The organism is Legionella nigrisilvae (assembly GCF_977063395.2).
Window position 1 is genome coordinate 416,359 of record NZ_CDRUGZ020000020.1, and the last position, 17,022, is coordinate 433,380.

The following is a 17,022-nucleotide window of genomic DNA, read 5'->3' on the forward strand; positions in this document are numbered from 1 at the left end:
AGCCTGCTTAGGAGACAGTCGGAGTTTTCAGGTCTGGACTCGGGTCTTCATTTGTTATTGTTTCAGCAGATGGAGATTCTAATTCACTCAGCGATATTGTTGACAAAGGTTCCTGTACCTTACCCAGTTGAGTCGATGACATAGTAGTCATCTCTATCTCATTATCATCGAATTCTGGAGACTCTGTTTTGGAAGCAAGAGATTCAGAAAATTTACTCATAAAACCGGAAAAACCACTCACCAAGGCATTCACGGATTTTTCTTTTAAATCAGCCCCCTCGAAGCCTTGATAGAAGGACTTTAACCCTTCTACTGCTGCGCCAGCATAAGCTTTAGTCATGGTCCATAATTTTGATGGGAAACTTTGTGTTGAATCATCAAGAATTCGATTCAAATTTTTAGTGACATTTAAAGTATCTTTTCCTAATTTCTCTAGAACATCAGGAGATACGTTTTCTTTTTCTCCAAGGACCGTGCGATGCAGGAATGATAAGCCGGTGCTTTGTAAGGAAGTAGCAGCGTTACTCAATTGCAGTAACTCTAAGGATCGAACTGTTTTTGAGAGGTCTTCTTTAGAAATGTTTGGGGTTAAATTTCCCTCCAACGTCTTAATATATTTTTCTTCTTCCTCGATGATCTTTTTTCTCGCTTCGTTTATTGGGCTGGCATCAGGGTCGTCTAACACTTTTCGATGCTCTGCTCTAATATCCGCTATAATGAATTTGGCCCTCTCTTTCTCATCCAACGTACTCATGGCAAGTGATTTATTGTATCCCTTCATACCCTGGTCGAAGCTTCCTGCCCACATTTTCGCGGCAGTATCAAAAAAACCCTTGCCCTCTTCAAATCCCTTTAGTGCACCTTGACACATGCCTATAGTGCCTTGAACACAAGCTTTTGCAAAACCTATCGCTTTATCTTTCAGGGATTTGGAATCATCAAAAGCAAATCCGGTGGCCAAATTCCATGCGATCCTAATTGAATCTGTTGCATTGTTGAGCACAGCCTTGGGGTCAATCTTTTCATCCTTAGTTCGTTCATAAGTGGTTATTACCGCATTACTTAATAATTGAGCTGTGTTTGTACTGCTACGCAAATCTAAAAGAGATTTATGCGCTTGCTCGGACTTGGTTGTATCCGACAAAGCCCCTTCTAATTCATTGACACGCGATTTTATGCCTTCAATTAGTTCTTCCTTTGCCTGTCGATATTGTGGAGGCATCGCCGAATGCTGCCAATCGGAAAGATTTTTACGTATTTCGGTAACTAAACGTTCAGAATCCAATTTACTTTGCATAATCATTTTTTCTATCAATATTCCATACCCAAAAGTATAGCTTAATAAGTCGATATATGCTCCTTCTGGTGGGCACTTAAGCATCGCTTAATAATCATTGTGTTAATATAAAAAACACCGCCGCCGTGGTAAATAAAGATGAAAAACGCACTAACTGGTCTACTGGTTGTACTTTTATTGCCCTTCACTGCGCTCGTCAGTGTTGCATTAGTTGCATTGTTGCTTGCCATGTTTGCCCTTGTTTTTCCCGTTGTTGTTCTTGGTGGTACTTTATTAGGAGCAGGCGCTCTCTCGGAGAAATTTACGGATTGGCTGTTCCCGAATCAGAATAAGGAGTTAGATCCAGGCAAAGGACCTCTAATTGCCTCAATATCCACAACCCTTCTCTTCCTTTTATTACTCCCAGCACCCATTGCGGCTGGGGCGATTCTTGCTGCAGGGGTTGTTTCTATTTTATTACCACCTGCCTTAGCAATAAGCAGCGCTTACTTTATTGCAAAAGATGCAATAAATCGTCTTTTTACTGCGCTTAATATAACTAATGACGAACCTCCGATAAAACACAGCTACAGCAAATTGCCAAAAAATTCAAATGAAGTTCGAGAAACTTTAAAGGATATCCCTTATTTTGGTTCTTTGTTTGAACAAATACCTTCACCCTCCACCTCAAAAAATGAAACGGTGGAGCCTAGTTCAACTTCGCGGTGGGATCCGTATTAATTTACTTATTTTCTTTAATGGCATTTCTCATAATTACAATTTTTTTGCCCTCATTTATAAAGAGTATTTTGGTGATTTCTACTCCAATAAAGAAAATTTGAGATGAGTAAAACATCCATATCAAGATAATAATTAACGATCCGGCAGCTCCAAATACAGAAAATTTATGAAATTGAATCAGGTAAAACTCAATTAGAATTTTACCGCAACTAAATAATACCGAAGTGATTAAAGCGCCTAACCACACATCACGCCATTTCAAAATCACATCAGGCAGAACTTTAAATGTCATGGCAAATAAGAATGTAATTAGAACAAAAGAGAACACATGACTGATTATAAAATCCATTAAAATACTTGTACCTACAATATAATTTAAATACTTACCTAAAATTGCTAAAAAGGTACTGAAAATTAGGGAGACTAATAATAAAAATGCAACTCCTAAAACAATTACAAAAGGAAAAAAACGGTTTTTTATCTTGGTAAACCATGTTTTGTTAGGATTAATTTTAACTCCCCATATCTCATTTAACCCCACTTGAATTTCCGTGAATACTCCCGAGGCACTAAACAAAAGGATAATAAAGCTTGCTATTTTTGTTACAAAGGAATTGTTGGGCTTATTCGCATTTTGAATTATTTCCTGAATTTGTAATGCAGGTTCTCTTCCTATTAAACTGCTTGCTTGAGACAAGATTTGGCTACGAGACGCTTCCTCTCCAAAGACCATCCCCACAATAGAGATACAAATTAATAAAATGGGAGCAAGCGAAAACAACATATAATATGCAAGTGCTGCAGCTTTACTTGAAACTCTGTCTTCACTCCAATTATTAAATAGCTCTTTTAAAAAACTCCAAAAGCTCATTAAAATCATTTTCGTCCTTGTTTTAGCTGAATTATTTAATATTATTTTGTTACAATCTGCAGCTATGTTTCTATTTAGAAAATAGATAGACTTTTATAATCTTGGATAATGATTGATGAATCAATTTAAATTTTTAAAAATAATTAATTATCAACTAAATACTTACGAATTAATAGCAGCATCCATCCAAAATGACATACGCCATCTCCAATCCAAGCTAATTAGCCAACAACTATCAAAAGACGAAGCAAATGCTCTAGAACTCTCTCAAGAATGTCTAAACCTCCTGATTGAATCAACTTTTTTACAAATGTATTCCCAACTCGAAGCGGGCTTGTATCTTGAGTGCAGGGCTTATTCAATTAAGAAAAAGGCCAGCATATCTCGATTTGAAATGGCCCTTAGAGAGCTAGGATACGATGTTGGTGGTGTGTACTGGAGCGCCTTACTTGATATTTCTAAAATTCGAAATTGCTTATTACATGGAAATGGAAGGTTAGATTCAGACCGATATGGAATCGATACCCAAGAGACGCTACATCTTCTAAATTCAGCTACCCATACTTCTCTACTTGAACTTATAAATCACCAAGAAGGTGCCTCTAAAATAAAAATCAACGAAACATTTCTTCATTACTGTTTTACGCAAATAAAAAATTTTATTAAATCTCAAAATAGAATTGAATAACGAACATTTACAATGTTTTATTTTTACTCAAGAATAATGAGAATTAATTACTTGAAACCATACTGAAATATATGGTTATTTACTGCATAAAAAATAATTTTGACATTTCTTCACTTGCAGATGCACACCACAAAATATTTAGTGCATCCGTATACTGCAGGGGTTTAATAATACAACCCGATACATGTAAATCTCGGGTAATGAGTTTTTCTTCCGTAGTATAAAGGCTAGTAAGCACAAAAACCTTAATATCCCCAAAATCAAAACCCTTCCTTAACTTTTTCAAAAAATCGATGCCGTTCATTTGAGGCATATTAAGATCAAGCAATATTACATTTGGCTTGATCTTATTTTGACCATGACGTCCATATAACATATCCAGTGCTTGTTTCCCATTTTTTGCTACAGCAATCTCAACTGCCTTGTTCATTTTGGTAAACTCACGTTGCATCGTCTCAATATCAACTTCATCATCCTCTACATATAAAATATCAACCGGAGTAGTCATGCTGTATCTCCCTATCTGTTCCATAGGAGCGAGTGACTTCTCCCTATGTACTCTTTTAATTATAATATAGATCAGCGCTCCCGTTTTTTTCTGAGGGTTATCCTAGGATCAAACTAATATTTACCCGCAATTCGTTTCATTTTTAATCATAATTTTCCAGAATAATTATTTATAAGTAATAAAACGTTGAATCATATAAATAAGCTCCTGCGCAACTAATAATATAAATGATTGATAACACTCCAGTTTGATTAATTTAAAATCAACTACTACACTAAAGTGGCATTTATCACAAGGAGGTTTGTAATGAATAAAACTATCAATTTGGTATGTGTTGCTTCAACAATGCTTGGCCTAGGTGCTTGTACTACAACGGAAACGGTGAATTCACCTGGATATAGAACTAATTATGCCTATTCTTCGGGTTATGTTTCACCGGGGTATACAAGAAGTTATTATGGGGTAGGCTTGAATAGCGGTTACTATAACAGCCCTTATCGTTACTATAATACTTCTTATGGTTATGGTTACAGTCCTAATTATTATTCTGGTGCAGGGTATTATTCCAACAATTTAGGATATGGAATTGGAACAGGATATTACTCCGGCTATAGACACTATAATAGACATATCGGATATCAGAATAATTATGTTGGATATGGAAATAGTAAGTATTATAACCGCCACATGAGGTATCAAAGCAACCAAGTCGGTTATCAAAGTGGTCAAGTAAATTATCAAAAAAGATATAGACATTCCCAAGTTAATTACCAAAGTAATCAGCTAGGTCATCAAAATACCCAGCTTAATTATGGTCAAGGTACTTACCAAAAAGGGCAGATAAATTATCAGAACGATCAAGGTACTTACCATAAAAACCAAGTAAATTACCAAAGTGGTCAAGGTACTTACCAAAACCAAGTAAATTATCAAAGTGGTCAAAGCAGTTATCAAAAAAGCCAAGTAAATTATCAAGGTGCCCAAGCACAAGGAAAATATAAAAAGAACCAAATGGGCCCTCAAAATGGGCAGGTAGGTTATTAATAAATTAATAATAATGAACGTAGGTTAGGACTTGGTTTTGTCCTAACCTTTTTTGTTAACCGCTATGAACATACTAACCCCGCCAAAGATATCTATAATTAAAACAAATAGAACTTAAAAGGTATGAAGAATTTAATTCTAAAGTAAGGCAATAAATACTTTTTACTCAGAAAAAGGAAAGATTAAAATGTTAACAGCTGCTTTTATTTTTTTAGTTATAGCTATCGTTTCAGGATACATTGCATTTAAAGGAACCGATCCTACATCAACACCGAATGCTAAAATTGTATTTTATATTTCTACACTGATTTTTCTCTTATTGCTTATTATATATATTTTTCACTCACCCCCACCAGCCACTACAGAAATTCAAAATCCTCTTTTAAATTAAGTAGGGGAAAGGTTTTGCTTCATCTAAGGTGCATATTTTGCCGCTTTAAAATTAAAGAACATTTTAAAGCAGCTAATCTCAGATTCCAGAGGGCCATGTTTTATTGGGTAAAATTAGTATGAAAAAATTCGTCAGAAACAGGAACGAATTGAGGGTCCACAGGAGTTTTAGGAGCATAAATACTTTTAGATAATAATGATGACTTGCAGGGGTTTAGCGAATGCGGCAGCTTCGATGCCGCTTCTTTATCGAGTAGTACCGTAACGTTTTTATGAGCAAATAAAGCAGTAGCCGGGATTTCTTCATTCGGTGAAGAAGCAGCATAAACCCTTGAAATTATGTCTGCTTTGGCAAAACCTGTCGCTAACAAATAACATGCTTTAGCGTTTTGGATGATTGTTCCGATACCCATCGTTATAGCATGTGTTGGTACTTCACCTTTAGTCTTAAAAAATCGTTGGTTGGCTTCACGAGTCTTATCATCTAACTGGATTAATCGTGTCTTAGAATTAAATGCAGATCCTGGCTCATTAAAACCAATATGACCGTTTAAACCCAAACCTAAAATTTGAATGTCTATGCCCCCCACCTCTTTAATCTGTTCTTCAAATTTTTTTGCATGTTCCTCAATTAATTCAAGCGGCACCGTGCCATCAAGCATATGAATATTTTCTTTTTTAATATTCACATGATTAAAAAAATGTTCATGCATATAGTAATTATAAGATTGATTATGGCTTGGCTCCAAACCCCAATATTCATCTAAATTAAATGTAATTACTAATGAAAAATCTAAGTGTTCTTTTTGATGTAGTCGAATTAACTCTTTATATAAAGGCTCGGGAGTGCTCCCTGTTGCAAGACCTAAAACCGTAGGTATCCTTTTCTCATTATTTTCCATTATTTTCTTTTGAATTGCTCGAGCAGCCTTACTTGCCATTCCTTCAGGTGTTTCCCTAACAAAAATGCGACTAAACATAAAAAACTTTCTCCGTGAGTTCGAGGCGTAATAACCTATATAATCCAGAATTTATAATAAAACGAATGGCTACTAAAAGCACGCTTCTCACAACCGCTCGTTCATCTCATTCTTATATTTTGTTACAATGCATCATGTGCAGGATGCCAATGAATAGTAAAAATTTGATTTATCGACTTACGATTCTAGCTAATTGAGCAAGGGAACTCTTGGCATTTCCTGAGGAGTTAAGTTCTAAAGAATCTCTTTAGATCCTTAACTGGAGTTAATCCCAAGAGGGGACTGAAATGCTAATTAAAAATATCTATGTTTATAACGATTCAGGGATGAAGGAATTAAAACATGTGCAAGTTACCGATAATGGTGTAAAGGTACTCTTCAATGTAGATGAGGATTTGTCGCCTCTTCAAGAGGAAAAAACAATTGACTCTAAAGGCTCCTATTTCCTAATGCCAGGATTGTTAGATGCGCATGTCCATGGTCAAGGGGGTATTGATTTCGCTGACTTAGATGATGAAAAGAGTGATGAATCGTTGGAGTGCATTGTTAAAGCACTAGGAAAAACGGGACTTTCTTATGCATTGGCAACTTTAGTATCTATGCCAATATCCGCCTTAAAGAAATCATTGATAGAAATAAATGATTTTGTTTTGAAACAAGAACTTTTTCCTATTGCAGGTCAAACTCAAATCGTGGGAGTTCATCTAGAAGGACCCTTCATCGCCAAGAGTTGCAAGGGAGCTCATGCTGAAGAGGCGCTGCAGGACAGTATTTCTATAGAAAAATTTAGAGAGATTATTAGCGTAGCACCGAATATAAAACAATGGAAAATTACCCTCGCACCCGATTTACCAGGCGCAGAAGAATTTATCAAACAGACAAAAAATCTGGAGCAAGAAGGCATTTTTGTAAAAGTATTTATCGGACATTGCAATCCACCCGATAAAGAACTCATTGGGCGCGCTGTTGCAGCAGGAGCTTGTGGATTTACGCATCTCGGTAATGGTTGTCAAGAATCATGTAGCCGAGAAACACGAAAACTTACTTTAAATGATGCAAAAAGCCACGTGGTCCAATGGATACTTGAAAATCCTGAGCGTTGCCCTGCGGGCGTGGAACTTATTGCGGATGGAGTACACCTATCACCTTCATTTATTTCTCTGATACAGAATACCATTAAAAACAAAATTATACTGGTAACAGATGCCCTTGGTCCCACGGGTTGTAAAGATGGAGTCTATAAACTAGGGACCTTGGATATTTGTAAAGAACAAAATAGTTTCTATTTGGCAGATAATAAAGGCGATTTTCTTATGAAAAAAGGAATTTTACCCTCTGGAGAAGAAGGATCCGTTAAAACACTGGCAGGCAGCGCAGCTTCATTATCATTTTGCGCGCAAAAATATTTTGAATCGATGCCAGATGAATCGCCAGAAAATCGTATGGATTTTATGTATACCGCACTTATCACCAACCCCAGAATAACTTCTTTATCTAGGGAAGGGATTCACAATTTATCGGATGACAAAAATTTTTCTATTTTTAATAGAAATGGACAACTTATTTTGAGTTCATGTCATGGCAAAGTAATAGAGCATCAGCAATTAAGCTGGCCTATAACGGGTATGCTGCAATGTGGCTTCTTATCAAAGCCCCCTACTGTCCAAGATTCACCCGAACCCGAGACCTATTGGACTTACAATTAGCGCGAGTATAGCTCTCTCCTGTTTAAACTTCATGGTTTACGCGTATGCTATATTTAATTAAATGAATCATTGCTAATATTTTAAGAAAAGATAGTTAGAGCCTATTTTCAAGCTTACATCTCTCAAAACATGGAGTATGTTAGATGAGTACCCAGCAATCCATTCGTATTGGACAGTCAGCCGCAAAAGAACCGCATACCGCAGTCAAAGAGTTTCATGCTGCAGTATGTCAACCTAATATGGAACTTGTTCTCTTTTTTTGCTCCAGTTTTTATGATCTTAATGCCATAGCTAATGAATTAAATACCCTCTTTCCGAATGTGAAAGTAATTGGATGTACAACCGCGGGTGAAATTGGACCCAATGGTTATACAGATCATACTCTTTCAGGTGTTAGCTTTGCATCCGATGGTTTTACAGCCGTTGCGGGTTATCTAAACGATTTAAAAAATATAAATTATAATAAGGGACAGGTATTTGTTAATAATTTGCTTCAACAACTTGAAGCGCGAGCTCCTTCTACTAATTCTGAAAACAGCTTTGCCTTTTTGTTAGTAGATGGATTATCGCAACGCGAAGAACAAGTTACTAATATTTTACAAGATATTTTAGGGGAAATTGAGCTTTTTGGTGGCTCCGCCGGCGATGACCTTCGTTTTGAGAAAACATGGGTTTTTGCGGAAGGTGCCTTCCATACAGATTCTGTCGTTCTTATCTTGGTTAATACAATTTATCCTTTTAAGTTGTTCAAAGCTCAGCATTTTGTTTGTGGAAATGAAAAGATGGTCGTGACCCAAGCAGATCCCGAGCGACGTATTGTCAATGAAATTAATGGTTATCCAGCAGTAGAAGAGTATGCCCGCATCGTAAAAACTCCAGTGAATGAACTGGATCCCATGCAGTTTTCTTTAACACCCTTGGTGATACGCATCAACGGAGTTGATTATGTGCGCTCGATTCAAAAAGCTAACCCAGATGGAAGTTTAATATTTTACTGCGCAATCGATAACGGTTTAGTTTTTATGGCTGCTCATGGAATTGATCTAATAAAAAATGTGGAGCAAACCTTTCAAGAAATTCAAACATCTATCGGCAAGCCACAATTGGTCCTAGCATGTGATTGCATACTGCGAAATTTGGAGATGCAACGTCAGGGATTGAAAGAGGACGTAGAAAAGATTTTTCGGAACAATAACGTGGTTGGCTTTAGCACTTATGGAGAACAATTTAAGGGCATTCATATAAATCAAACCATAACAGGGCTAGCAATAGGAGCATTACGGGAAAATCACGATGCCTGAGAAGAGTCTTAATAATACTAAAGAATTGCAAGCGGAAATTGAACGCCTCAATAAAATTGTTAAGGCATTGATTGATAGAGCTGAACAAGATATGAATGCTCCACGGACAGATTTTGGAGTATTTCAAAACACAATTATTCTTGAAGATAAAGTAAGAAAACGCACTCAAGAGTTAGAAGAGTCACTCCAAATAAATGCAAAGATAACTCGTGATTTACACCAAGCAAAAAAGGAGGTGGAACAAAGTGAACAGTATTTACGTGACATTACATCTGCACTGGGCGAGGGTTTATTAGTCATCAATAAAGAAAATAAGATTGAGTTTGCGAATGACGCAGCATGCAGTATCTTAGGCTATACAGAAGCTGAAATGCTGGGTCAAAATGCCCATCAACTATTTCATCATTCCTACCATAGTCTTATCCCCTATCCCATAGAGGATTGTAAAAATATGGAAGTGATACAAACCGAAAAACCTTATATAAGTGATGAAGATTATTTTTGGCGTAAAGATGGATCATGCTTCCCTGTTTCTATAATTACTACGCCCATTCGATTAAAAAAAAATACCAAAGGGATTGTGATTGCATTTCATGATATAACTCAATCAATACAAGAGCGAAATCGTTTACGGGAAATGCAAGCAGCTATTGAACAAAGCCCTGTATCCGTCCTGATCGTTGATAAACAAAGAACGATTATTTATGCCAATCCGCAAATCATCAAATTAACAGGCTATTCTCGGGAACAATTATACGGCCAAAAAACAGAAATTTTTCATGGAAAAATGACACCTAGAAATGTATTAGCTGATTTATGGAAAAAGATTCAATCTGGCCGACCCTGGAATGGCGAACTTCTCTACCACCGAAATAATGGAAAGCCACTCTGGCAATCGTGGAGCATTGCCCCTGTTTTTAATACTCATGGAGAAATTCAACATTTTGTGGGTGTAGGGGAAGATATCACTGAAAAAAAGAAACTCCAGGTATTGCTCCAAGAAATGTCTTATCGGGATGGATTGACCGGGATCGCCAATCGTCGTCGATTTGATGACTTTCTTAAACAGGAATGGAATCGTGCATTGCGTTATTCCAAACCCTTATCCATTATTATGATGGACATTGATTTCTTTAAGCGTTACAACGACAGCCTTGGTCACCTGGCTGGCGATGACGCTTTGAAATATGTCGCTCGAGCATTAAAAAATAGAGTAACCCGAAGTACTGACTTGCTTGCACGGTATGGTGGTGAAGAATTCACTTGTATTTTACCCGATACGCAAATGGCCGGCTCACTTAAGTTCGCCGAGTCTTTACGACAAGCTGTATTAAAATTGAAACTCCCACACCCTGATTCAGTTATATCTCCTTTTATAACGATTAGTGTGGGTGTAGCCTGTTGTCTTCCTAAAGAAGATAACCTAAATTACCTATTAAATTTTGCAGATGAAGCGCTGTATCGTGCAAAATCGCAAGGACGCAATCGGGTCGAGTTCATTGATTTAACCTAGAGGGTGGATGAGAAAGAATTCATTCATTGGTTTTGGGCGATATGATATTAGGATTCTTACTGATGTAAGATAATTTACTTATACGATTGCTGGTTTTGTACTGTGGGTTTTAGGTAGGCTAAACACAAAATGCTTGCAACCAATGCAGTAATACAACATAAAACAATGGGCAAAATAATGGATACAACAATCAGCAAACCGCCGGCAAAGCAAATAATAGCATCACCTAAGGTCCGCAAGCTTAATTGTGCGCCCATAACTTCGCCCTGAATGGTAGTATGGGATCGATTTGAGATATGTATAGTCATGGTTGTGGTAACACTGGTGATGCTAAACCCAAGGAGTCCAAAAAAAAGAATCATAATCGAAGGATATTGAAAAGCAATCATGGCAGCAAAAATCAAAGTGGTTGCCATCATCGCCAGAATTATAATTTTATGAATCGGCATACGTTTTGAAAGATGCTGTGGGAGCCATGAAGCACCTAAAGCAAGTGCGGCTGATAATACCGCATTATACCCTGCAATCATGCCTGGGGACATATCCCATTTTCCTGCTAGATAAACTGGCCCAAATTCATAAAAGATATCTACGGCAAAGGTAAACAGGGTACTTATAACCAACAAATGTATCAAATGTGGGTGATTTTGAAATAATAATTTGAATTGTCGGATAATGTTGAGTCTATTCCATATACTTTCTTTTTCAAGTTGGTGCAAAATTTTATAGTCAGGTAATTTCCACCAGGAAAGTCCCAGTGTGGAAATTGAAGCCATTGCTGCAAAAGTAAAAGGGAGAGACCACGAAAACCAGGGGACGATGGATGAGTTGGATAATAGTCCACCAATAATTGGTCCAATGATGTAACCTACTCCGGCCATACTGTTGATCCGGCCAAAACTCACATACTTGTTGATGGTAGTTAGCTCCGACGCGAGTGCCCTTGCAACAGCAAAAGTCCCCTCCATGAATCCCGTTAAAAAGCGACTGAATAATAATAGCCAAAAGCAATTGGTCCAAAAAGAGATGACTGTTAGGAGATAACCCAGTGTGCTGCCCGCCAAACTAATCATCATTATTTTTTTGCGGCCGTACAAATCTGAACTTCGCCCCAAAATAGGGGAACCAATGAATTGTCCCAGCGGAAAAATTGCAAGAGTTAGCCCGAGTAAAATACGTCTGCTGTTTTCACTCCACCCGGGAGAAATAATCAACTGGTCTGACGATTGTAAAAATAGAGGCGGCAAAATGGGATAAGCAATAGATGAACCAATAAAACTGATAAAGACGATCAGTAAAATAATCCAGAGTTGTCTTTTTTCTTGAGTTGTTTGCGTGTACATGTTCCTTCTTGGCCATTGAACTAACCAGGGCTATTGACTTAAAAGATTTCGATTATTCTAACTTTTTTTTCTCCATAGGTCGATATTTTTTCATAAAGAACATTATTGAATCATATTTAAAACTGACCGTAACTTACAGCATTACAGTCATTTTCAAGCAACGCTTTAAATTGCTCTACCCATGTATTATCAACAAAATCAGGCAGCACTAAATTCTCCGTGGGACGCATTGTGGCTTCAAAATGTTTATACAAATAGGGGCGATAATAAGTAAGGGCAGGGACTTGCAAATCTATTTGTTTGGCTTTTTCATCATTAACCCGTACACGCAATATATCTTTAAAATAAATATTCGTTTCAAAATTAAGCATCTCATCATCCGACATGACTCCACCTTGAAAGATGAGCGTTTGCCTACTTGCCGCAGATAATCGTGCATAATAGTCCTTTTTCTTGGCTGCTAAATAACGTTTCGCATTTACATGATTGCCAATAAGCAAGGCAATTTTTGCAGAAAATCCAAGGGAATAGGCCAGTTGGGCTCCGAGCCATTCATGATGCACCACGCCTAAATCAGCCATCATATTTTGTTGGGTACCGGGAATAAAATGTCCAATATCATGAAATAAGCAGGCAAGAATAACTTCCAGATTATGCCCCGCTTGCTCCGCAAAATAAGCACATTGTAAAGCGTGTTCTAATTGCGACACAGACTCTCCTATGTAATCCATGTCTTCGGCGCAACCCAAATACTGAAATGCCCTATCAATTTTTTGGTTTATTGAGTTCATTTACATAACTTCGGTTGCGGTAATCGGATTAGCCACATTATAAATAGCAGCACCTGCGGAATAATCTTTATTAGGATCACGCTCACAGTCTGGAGGAAATTTGTCTCTTTTATCCTGATAATAAGCGTCCCGTTTAATCCCACCTTCAGCAAATTTGCTAAATGTGATAAACAGCGCACGCCGAGGTTTATTGCTACGATTAGCCTCAGAATAATGGGGTAAATAGGAATCAAACAATATAACGTCCCCCGTTCTACATTCAATTGGAGACCATGAAAAAGTCTCAGCAATCTCTTTACTGATGGATCCATCCACCTCTTGAGGAAGAATCATAGGTTTATTCGCACCGCCCTGGACTACTTGCAAACACCCATTTTCTAAGGTGCAGTCATCTATAGCCACCATCATGGTAATGTGAAATCGTTGATTAAAACTAATAAAAGCAGGAGCATCTTGGTGCGGCTTAAATCCTCCTCCGCCTGGGAATTTATAATTAATTTTTTCTTTGAAAATAGCCGCTTTCTCTCCCATTAATGAAGAAACCAAGTTTAAAGTACGTGCACTATTAGCCACCTCATACATACCTTGATGGTAATCAATAAAATTTTCGACGCGACAAAGCTGGCGCTCCCCCTTCGCATTTTGCTCAAAATATTTCATCCATTTTCCTGGTGTTTCGGGCCAAGAGGTTAATTCATCACACCAGGTTTGCAGTTGCTGCTTCAACTCACTAAATAAGAAATCCCGTATTACTATAAATCCCTGCGCGCTCCAGAAATCATATTGTTCTTCACTCAGTAGATAATCCATATTTTTCCTTACGACGTTGTTAGCATTGTATTTTCAGTAATTGGTTCTGATAACGTAACCAATTTAGCTTCTTCCTTTTCTAAATATATTGTTAATAACCAGCCCAGCAGAACGGTGCTTGCCAGGATAGCTAGAGTCAGATAGATACCCAATCGAACTTGAAATACAGGTAAAAATACGGTGCCGATGAACGCTCCGAACTTACCTGTCCCCGCCGCGAGTCCATGACCGGTGGCTTTAAATTCAGGATTATAAATTTTTGCAGGCAGCAGATAAGTTGAAATTCCTGGTCCAAAATTTATAAAAAAATTGAAGAGGATGAAGCCGACAAAAATCGTACTGGTGTTGGGAAAGAGGTAACTTATGCTAAGAATTAATAAGCCCAAAAACGAAAACAAGAATCCAGTTTTTTGCAATTTAATCAGGGGTACGTGATTTACAAAAAAAAGGACTGCAAAAGCGCCTAACGAAACAAAAATATTGACCACTAAAGTGCTTTTCAAAACTTCGGTTTGTGCGCTTAAAAAGCTCGCTTCGCTCGATAAGTTAAATGCTTGTAAAACATAGGGGGTAAATAACCCTATTCCATAATAAGAAATATCTAATAAAAACCAACACAGACAAAGACACACAGTAATCTTTATCATTCGAGGAGAAAATATGAATTGGTAGTTTGTAAGAATAGTATGTTTGGAATACGGCTTTAAACGTTGATGAACTTTCCATAAAAAGCTTTCAGGTAATTTGGCTCTAAATAACAACCCTACCACAGCAGGAATCGCGCCCGAGGCAAATATCCAGCGCCACACATCCAATTGTGGATGAAGTTTAAAGAGTAACCAAGCAACGAGGACACCTACAGGGGAAGCAAGACAATTGATAAACATCGCCGTTGCAATGAATTGGTTATTTTTATGAGGTGGGATCATTTCGGCCAAATAGGCTGCACAAATAGGATAATCCGCACCTACCCCAAAACCAAGTAAGAATCGGAATACACAAAGAGAGGTGATATTCCAAGCAAAGGCCGAACAAATCGCGACAAATACAAAAAAAATCAGATTTATAATGAGCATGCTTTTCCTACCCACCATATCTGCCAATCGGCCCACGATAATTGCGCCAAATACTGCCCCAAGGGGAGCTGCAGCCTGAGTAAGCCCAATCATAAAGGAGGAAGGATGATACACAGCATTAATAAAAGGTTCAGCTACTGAAGCGATATATAAATCATAACCATCAATGAACAAACCCAAGGCACAAACTATCCAAACATGAAGGGTTAGGGATTTATTAGTATTTTCGTCCATGAAAATCTCTATTAGTAATAAAAGATTGAACTTTTATTATGAAAGCAATTAGTTGGTTTTTAACACAATCGTATCACAAAAACAAATAAGATCATTTGACCAAAAAAGCAAACGGCCTATCTTAACAAAGCCCAATTTACTTCCTAAATTTTAGAAAAATAAGACACAAAGACATGGACTTAACTTAAATCCACAAAATACCGATCGTGGTATTATTTATACTGTTTATCAGAACCCTTTAATTGAACAGTTCAGTGAAGGTGGGCATAAGTGTCGCAGGCCCTCCCCTTATGGAAAGGTGGGTGTCCCTCACGGTTCCTGTTTTTTTGACTTTTCGATCTTATGACTGCTGTATTAGGAGCCCATTCTCATTGAAGCGCCCTCTCTTTCAGGCATTACAAAGTCACTAAGAGGTTGATTCGATGATTGGAATTTTCCACCTTCATACACACTTCCATTTCCATTGTATAAAGTACCATCTCCATTGGAATAAGCGAGCACTTCATTTTTCTCATTAACCAAAATAAAAGAGCGATTTGCTTTAGCTTGAGCTCCAAAGAAAACACCTACTTCTTCCTCAGAAGGAAAACTTAAAGTGAGTTTTCCATTTTTTTCTTCAGGTTCTTTATACCAACTTTGCTCGCTGTATTTTCTTTTATAGTCTTCAAGAATAAGTCTGGAGTCTTCGCTCTCAACTCCAATTTTTTTCATAAATCCTTTCTTCAATTCTTCTGCCATTTGCTGGCTGCTCATTTGCAAAAACTCTTTATGCTTGTTCTCGAGTTTCATTTTCTCTTGCATGTCATTTTGATTTAAAACACCCAGATCTTCCTGTTTTTTCTTTAAATCAAGTAATCGTTGAATCTCTTTTTTAAGTTCTTCTTGCTTTGCACTCATCACTACCACTCCAGCTATTTTTTAAGTATTTTAGTCTAAAAATCAATCAAGATTTATTTTAAATTAAACTTTTTTACAGATTTATTACAAATGACTTATTCAAAATAATAACTCAATTAACGAAAACAAAACTCCAAATTATTGGCTCAATGAAGTAGATTTTCCTACTATTTCCTCTTCAAAAAATTGAAGGGGAATATTTTTTACTTCAGATGGAATTAACGAACGCTCTAAGTACCCAAAAAGAAGGTCGTTAATAATCAACGCCAGTGTAGATAAAGCTAAAGTGGTTAGGAAAAAAGCTCCATAGTCCATATCAAACTGGAATGCGATCAGGGATGCTAGTAGTAAGCCTAATCCACTGGCCATTCTACTTCTAATGGTTCTATTCCAATAAAATGCCCCATTCTTTTCATATCGCATTCTTTGAATATTTTTCAATTGGGTAAGACGTTGTTCCTTATACTCGTGATAATCTGAAGCTTTTTGTCGAAAATCGTTGTACTTGTAAGGAGAAAAAAAGCAATTGGCATCTAAACTTATCCCATTAAAGCGTTGGCAGCTTAATGCAACAGACAGCATATCTTTAGGGTTAAGAAGATAATTTTTATCTTCATTCTGAGCATTAAGAATCATTAAGAGTATTTCATTAGCAAGTTTATCAAAAGGACTTTGATTTTGTTGACCGGCATTGCGCATTACTATTCCTTGTTTTTAGCAGACACCTATCACCTGTGATCTCAGTACAGGAGAAAGCTAAATATAGTGTCACAAATTTAAAACTGATGGTAGATAAGCTCCTTTTTTAAGCAACGAGGGCAGAGAAATTGTTCTATAATTAATCATATCCATT

The 17,022-nt window shown here is 37.2% G+C and carries 17 protein-coding genes; 7 read left to right on the forward strand and 10 right to left on the reverse strand.

Annotation, left to right across the window (positions count from 1 at the left end):
- Window positions 1-7: 7 nt before the first annotated feature.
- A complete protein-coding gene (locus tag ACWTE2_RS10520; RefSeq protein ID WP_454785325.1) occupies window positions 8-1,381 on the reverse strand; it encodes a hypothetical protein in 1,374 nt (457 codons plus the stop codon).
- A 54-nt stretch (window positions 1,382-1,435) separates the two neighbouring features.
- Between ACWTE2_RS10520 and ACWTE2_RS10525 the strand changes: the two genes are divergently transcribed.
- Window positions 1,436-2,017, forward strand: coding sequence for a hypothetical protein (locus ACWTE2_RS10525; protein WP_454785326.1), 582 nt, complete (start codon window positions 1,436-1,438; stop codon window positions 2,015-2,017).
- A 1-nt stretch (window position 2,018) separates the two neighbouring features.
- Here the strand turns inward: ACWTE2_RS10525 and ACWTE2_RS10530 are convergent, their stop codons facing one another.
- A complete protein-coding gene (locus tag ACWTE2_RS10530) occupies window positions 2,019-2,897 on the reverse strand; it encodes a YihY/virulence factor BrkB family protein (RefSeq protein WP_454785327.1) in 879 nt (292 codons plus the stop codon).
- 106 nt (window positions 2,898-3,003) lie between these two features.
- Here ACWTE2_RS10530 and ACWTE2_RS10535 point away from each other — a divergent pair, with 106 nt between their 5' ends.
- Window positions 3,004-3,576, forward strand: coding sequence for a hypothetical protein (locus tag ACWTE2_RS10535; RefSeq protein WP_182392781.1), 573 nt, complete (start codon window positions 3,004-3,006; stop codon window positions 3,574-3,576).
- A gap of 79 nt (window positions 3,577-3,655) precedes the next feature.
- Here the strand turns inward: ACWTE2_RS10535 and ACWTE2_RS10540 are convergent, their stop codons facing one another.
- Window positions 3,656-4,084: a response regulator gene (locus ACWTE2_RS10540; RefSeq protein ID WP_454785328.1), complete on the reverse strand. Its 429-nt coding sequence runs from the start codon at window positions 4,082-4,084 to the stop codon at window positions 3,656-3,658.
- Between the two features lie 306 nt (window positions 4,085-4,390).
- On the opposite strand from ACWTE2_RS10540, the gene ACWTE2_RS10545 reads away from it, so the two are divergent.
- Window positions 4,391-5,128, forward strand: a complete 738-nt coding sequence (locus ACWTE2_RS10545; RefSeq protein WP_454785329.1) for a hypothetical protein — start codon at window positions 4,391-4,393, stop codon at window positions 5,126-5,128.
- A gap of 187 nt (window positions 5,129-5,315) precedes the next feature.
- Window positions 5,316-5,519 carry a DUF1328 family protein gene (locus ACWTE2_RS10550; protein WP_182392778.1) on the forward strand — a complete coding sequence of 68 codons (204 nt, stop codon included), beginning with the start codon at window positions 5,316-5,318 and terminating at the stop codon, window positions 5,517-5,519.
- 100 nt (window positions 5,520-5,619) lie between these two features.
- Here the strand turns inward: ACWTE2_RS10550 and nagB are convergent, their stop codons facing one another.
- On the reverse strand, window positions 5,620-6,498 hold the full coding sequence (gene nagB, locus ACWTE2_RS10555) for a glucosamine-6-phosphate deaminase (protein ID WP_454785330.1): 879 nt from the start codon (window positions 6,496-6,498) through the stop codon (window positions 5,620-5,622).
- A gap of 287 nt (window positions 6,499-6,785) precedes the next feature.
- Between nagB and ACWTE2_RS10560 the strand changes: the two genes are divergently transcribed.
- The 3 genes from ACWTE2_RS10560 to ACWTE2_RS10570 all read left to right on the forward strand — a co-directional run bounded on the left by ACWTE2_RS10560 (window position 6,786) and on the right by ACWTE2_RS10570 (window position 11,018).
- Window positions 6,786-8,204: an N-acetylglucosamine-6-phosphate deacetylase gene (locus tag ACWTE2_RS10560; protein ID WP_454785331.1), complete on the forward strand. Its 1,419-nt coding sequence runs from the start codon at window positions 6,786-6,788 to the stop codon at window positions 8,202-8,204.
- 143 nt (window positions 8,205-8,347) lie between these two features.
- Entirely contained in the window at window positions 8,348-9,505 is a 1,158-nt protein-coding gene (nosP, locus tag ACWTE2_RS10565) for a nitric oxide-sensing protein NosP (RefSeq protein ID WP_454785332.1), read from the forward strand.
- Entirely contained in the window at window positions 9,498-11,018 is a 1,521-nt protein-coding gene (locus ACWTE2_RS10570; RefSeq protein ID WP_454785333.1) for a sensor domain-containing diguanylate cyclase, read from the forward strand. The genes nosP and ACWTE2_RS10570 overlap by 8 nt, the downstream gene beginning before the upstream one ends.
- 74 nt (window positions 11,019-11,092) lie before the next feature.
- Here the strand turns inward: ACWTE2_RS10570 and ACWTE2_RS10575 are convergent, their stop codons facing one another.
- The 6 genes from ACWTE2_RS10575 to ACWTE2_RS10600 all read right to left on the reverse strand — a co-directional run bounded on the left by ACWTE2_RS10575 (window position 11,093) and on the right by ACWTE2_RS10600 (window position 16,868).
- Window positions 11,093-12,361, reverse strand: coding sequence for an MFS transporter (locus ACWTE2_RS10575; protein ID WP_454785334.1), 1,269 nt, complete (start codon window positions 12,359-12,361; stop codon window positions 11,093-11,095).
- Between the two features lie 116 nt (window positions 12,362-12,477).
- On the reverse strand, window positions 12,478-13,152 hold the full coding sequence (locus ACWTE2_RS10580; RefSeq protein ID WP_454785335.1) for an HD domain-containing protein: 675 nt from the start codon (window positions 13,150-13,152) through the stop codon (window positions 12,478-12,480).
- Window positions 13,153-13,962 carry a phytanoyl-CoA dioxygenase family protein gene (locus ACWTE2_RS10585; RefSeq protein WP_454785336.1) on the reverse strand — a complete coding sequence of 270 codons (810 nt, stop codon included), beginning with the start codon at window positions 13,960-13,962 and terminating at the stop codon, window positions 13,153-13,155.
- An 8-nt stretch (window positions 13,963-13,970) separates the two neighbouring features.
- Window positions 13,971-15,272, reverse strand: coding sequence for an MFS transporter (locus ACWTE2_RS10590; RefSeq protein ID WP_454785337.1), 1,302 nt, complete (start codon window positions 15,270-15,272; stop codon window positions 13,971-13,973).
- Between the two features lie 354 nt (window positions 15,273-15,626).
- Window positions 15,627-16,169 carry a Dot/Icm T4SS effector CegC4 gene (locus tag ACWTE2_RS10595; RefSeq protein ID WP_454785338.1) on the reverse strand — a complete coding sequence of 181 codons (543 nt, stop codon included), beginning with the start codon at window positions 16,167-16,169 and terminating at the stop codon, window positions 15,627-15,629.
- Between the two features lie 138 nt (window positions 16,170-16,307).
- Window positions 16,308-16,868: an F-box protein gene (locus tag ACWTE2_RS10600; protein WP_454785339.1), complete on the reverse strand. Its 561-nt coding sequence runs from the start codon at window positions 16,866-16,868 to the stop codon at window positions 16,308-16,310.
- Between the last annotated feature and the right edge of the window lie 154 nt (window positions 16,869-17,022).